General features: G+C 62.2%; 3 protein-coding genes and 1 pseudogene. 3 read left to right on the forward strand and 1 reads right to left on the reverse strand.

The genetic code is table 11. The annotated features are described in order from the left end of the window. Positions 1 to 466, reverse strand: a pseudogene (locus EN738_RS32345) (ornithine cyclodeaminase family protein); the annotation flags it as partial. Positions 467 to 682: 216 nt separating this feature from the next. Here EN738_RS32345 and EN738_RS32350 point away from each other — a divergent pair. The 3 genes from EN738_RS32350 to EN738_RS32360 form a co-directional block, all read left to right on the forward strand. Next, positions 683 to 1,549, forward strand: coding sequence for a GNAT family N-acetyltransferase (locus EN738_RS32350; RefSeq protein ID WP_127287119.1), 867 nt, complete (start codon positions 683 to 685; stop codon positions 1,547 to 1,549). 21 nt (positions 1,550 to 1,570) lie between these two features. Continuing rightward, a complete protein-coding gene (locus tag EN738_RS32355) occupies positions 1,571 to 2,740 on the forward strand; it encodes an alanine racemase (protein WP_127287120.1) in 1,170 nt (389 codons plus the stop codon). 183 nt (positions 2,741 to 2,923) lie between these two features. Then, on the forward strand, positions 2,924 to 3,541 hold a 618-nt coding region (locus EN738_RS32360), incomplete at its 3' end, for an aldehyde dehydrogenase family protein (protein WP_127287121.1).

Below are 3,541 nucleotides of genomic sequence, written 5' to 3' on the forward strand. Positions count from 1 at the left end.
CGACCAGCACAGTTTCGATTGGACGGATGCGCGCCAAGGCCGTCACTTCGAAGCTTGCCTGATTGCCGGCGCCGAATATCGTTAGAACCTTGGCATTTCTCCTCGCGAGAAGGTCGGCCGCAACTGCGTCGGCAGCCGCCGTCCTGTAGGCGTTGACCTTTCCCGCCTCGATCACGGCGCCGAGCCGGCCTGTCTGCTGATCGAGCAGCACGATGGTGGAGTTGTGGCGGGGAAGGCCTCTTGCCGGGTTGCCCGACCAAAAGGAGCCGATCTTTACTCCAGTCAGGTCATCTGACGAGCCGGCCTTGATCGAGAAAGTATTTGACACCTCCCGCGCTCGTCCGAGAATAGCGGGAAAGACCCTCCCTTGCGGCGATGTTGCCGCCACAAGGGCGGCCTGTGCAGCCTCGAAAGCAAGGTCGTGCGTAACAAGGGCGGCCGACTCCTCTTCGCTAATATAGATCATCCAAATGCCTCGTGAGGTTTGTCGCTCCAGCCATGCCGGAGGCGCAAGGCGGCGGACAATTTCTCGCTCGACATGCGCGATCCGACATGCCGAAGGGCGGCTTGGAACAAATGTTTCCGCCGAATTGAAAGGGCAAAACAGCAGGGAAGTCCGCCCGTCCGAGGCGACTCTAGGTTCAGTTTCAATCGACCCAGGACGAAAAGACCGCAGTTCGCTATGACCCTCGAATACGCAAGAAAAACCCCTAGCGGGCCTTTCGATCTGACGAAATTCGAAGTCCGGCATGTGCCGGGCGCGCTGAAGCTGTCGCAGGAGATGGGCTGGCCCTATCGCTCCGAGGATTGGGAGTTTGCCGCTGCTGTCGGCCAAGGGCTAGTCCTGATGCATAACAGCGCCGTGATCGGTACGGCCATGTGGTGGAACTACGGAGAAGCCTACGCCAGTGCCGGCATGATCATCGTCACTGCATCCGCGCAAGGCGGCGGCTTCGGCTCGCAGCTCTTTGATGGCCTGCTTGCAGCGACGGGCGGACGGAACCTGTTGCTCAATTCGACGGACGAGGGGCTCACGCTCTATAAGCGGCGCGGCTTTGCCGCCTGGGGCACCGTGTTCCAGCACCAAGGCCCATTGGACGTCGCGGTGGTTCCGGGTGATCGCGGCGACATTCGCCCGGCGGCTCTTTCCGACCTCGTGGCGATCCAAGCTTTCGACGAGCGGGCGTTTGGCATGCCCCGTCGGGCGATGGTGGCTGCTCTTGCCGATGTCGGCGACGTGGCGGTGATCGACCACGGAGGGCGGATTGCAGGCTACGCCATTGCCAGGCGATTCGGGCGCGGCTACGTCATCGGCCCTGTTGCAGCCGAAAGCGTCCACGACGCGCAGCGCCTGATCCTGGCCCAGCTTTCGGGGCTCAAAGGGCAGTTCGTGCGCATCGACATCCATGCCGAACACGGCTGGGGGGATTGGCTGGGAAGCTTGGGGCTCGAGCAAGTCGGTCAAGCGACCGCCATGGTCAAGGGGCAGCGACCCGTCTCGGCAGGCCCGGCCCGTATGTTCGCCCTGGCGAACCAGTCGTTCGGTTAACCTAAATGAGGACTCGGAGCGATGCAGCCAACTCTAAGTATGCGTGAAGAAAGCAAAACAATTCATGCCCTCGCTACCCCATCGTTGCTTCTGGATCGAGCACGGCTGGAGCGCAACATTTTGCGTCTCGCCGAGCACTCTAGAAACCTCGGCGTGGTACTGCGCCCTCATATGAAGACGGCCAAGAGCATCGATGTCGCCCGACAGATATTCCCCGGCGAACCCGGCCCGATCACGGTCTCGACCATCGCCGAGGCCGAATATTTTGCTGGCCACGGCTTTCGCGACATGACCTATGCGGTCGGCCTGTCTCCGGCTTCGGCGACCCGCGCTATGGAGCTTTGTCGCCGCACGGGCGTCGATTTGAAGCTGCTCCTCGATACCGTGGAACAGGCCGATGCCTTGGCAGACGTGCGCGCGCTCACCGGCGTGACACCGTCCGTCTTCCTCGAGCTGGACTGCGACGACCATCGCGGTGGATTGAAGCCGGACGATCCAAAGCTGGTCGAAGTTGCCGACAGGGTCGTCGCGGCGGGCGGCAAGGTCGCCGGCGTCTTGGCCCATGCGGGCGAGTCATACGGTTTGAGCACCCCCGATTCACTGGTGAGGGCAGCCCAGAACGAACGTTTTGCCACCGTGCGCGCCGCCGAAGTCCTGCGTGCCCACGGTCATGCTTGCCCCATCGTCAGCCTCGGCTCGACGCCAACAGCGCACTTTGCGGAAAATCTGGAAGGCGTTACCGAGGTGCGCGCCGGGGTCTACATGTTTTTCGACCTCGTCCAGCACGGGGTCGGGGTCTGTGCCATCGACGATATCGCGATCTCGGTGTTGGCCACCGTAATCGGCGCCAAACCTGAGAAAGGCTGGGTGCTGGTCGATGCCGGGTGGATGGCGCTTTCGCGCGACCGGGGAACGGCAAACCAGCAGCTCGACCAGGGTTATGGTGTGGTCTGCGACGAGACGGGGCGGGTTTTCGAGGACTTGATCGTGTGTCAGGCGAGCCAGGAGCACGGCATCCTCGCTATCCGCAGCGGGTCGGGCAAGACTATGCCCGAGCTCCCCATCGGGAGTCGGATCCGCATCCTGCCCAACCATGCATGCGCTATGGCCGCTCAGCATGACTTCTACAGCGTCGTTAATGGAGAGAGTCGCAAGATTGATGCGCGCTGGGAGCGGATCCGCGGCTGGTAGGAGTTCCGATCTCCGCGCTTTGCATGGCACCCATGGAACTGACGCCTTGTGATGCAAACGAAACTCAGCTCCTGCGGGCTGGATCCTGAGCCGGTCGATCAAGGCTCGTCCCAACTCCTTGAAGACCGCTATTCCGGTTCCAGCCGACCCTCAGTGTTAATACGGGATGAGAGACCTAGTGACATGACCGCACCCCTCGAGCATCTGTCCCGCAACGGCCACATCGATAGGTTTTTCATTGGCGGCCAATGGCGCGAGCCGAGTGGTACCGCTACGAGCGACATTATCAATCCGGCCACGGAAAAGGTCATCACCAGGTTTCCACTCGGAAACGGAAAGGACGTGGAAGCGGCCGTTTCCGCCGCCCGATTGGCATTTGCTACCTGGAGCCGAACAAAGCCGGAGTACCGGGCGGGCTTGCTCGATCGCCTGCATGCGCTGCTCGAAACGCGCAGCGAACTGCTTGCACAATGCCTCACCCTGGAAATGGGGGCCTCGGTCGGGTATGCGCGCACAGCGCAGGTACCGCTGGCCATTGCCCATGTGAAGACCGCCCGCGATGTCCTGACATCATTCACCTTCGTCGAGCAGCGCCGCCACACGGCCGTCACCCACGAACCGGTCGGTGTCTGCGGGCTGATTACGCCCTGGAATTGGCCGCTCTACCAGATCACCGCCAAGGTCGCGCCGGCACTCGCCGCGGGCTGCACACTCGTGCTGAAGCCAAGCGAACTCTCTCCATTGAGCGCCCTTCTGTTCGCGGAGGCAATCGAGGAAGCCGGCTTCCCGGCTGGTGTCTTC

It is taken from the genome of Mesorhizobium sp. M4B.F.Ca.ET.017.02.2.1, assembly GCF_003998955.1.
In the GTDB taxonomy this organism is placed as follows: domain Bacteria; phylum Pseudomonadota; class Alphaproteobacteria; order Rhizobiales; family Rhizobiaceae; genus Mesorhizobium; species Mesorhizobium abyssinicae.